1 pseudogene is annotated in these 352 nt (G+C 66.5%); it reads right to left on the bottom strand.

The window, feature by feature from the left end:
- Nucleotides 1-352 (bottom strand): annotated as a pseudogene (locus SB660_RS19340) (ABC transporter substrate-binding protein); the annotation flags it as partial.

Raw genomic sequence — 352 nt, forward strand, 5'->3', positions numbered from 1 at the left:
TCGGTCTCCTCCCAGCCGTACGTGGGCGAGTTCGGGCTCGCGGCTCCCGACTCGACGAGGTCCGAGTAGAACTGGAACACCTCGGCGGCTGCTGCCAGCTCGTCCGGGTTGTCGTTCCATGTATTCGTGTACGTGCCGTCCGCTTGCTCCTCAGCGATCGACAGGCCCTTCTGGGCGAGGTAGACGACGAGTTCCTGCGGCATGCGCACTCCTGTGCCCGTCACACCGTAGAAGGTCGAGCCCGTCGCGTCCTCCACTGCGGACCCCACTGCGAGCACCTCGTCCCATGTCTCGGGGACCTCGACGCCGGCCTCCTTCAGGATGTCGTCGTGCACGAGGTAGGCGCGCACCG

It is taken from the genome of Bacillus sp. SIMBA_005, from assembly GCF_046535585.1.
In the GTDB taxonomy this organism is placed as follows: domain Bacteria; phylum Bacillota; class Bacilli; order Bacillales; family Bacillaceae; genus Bacillus; species Bacillus pumilus.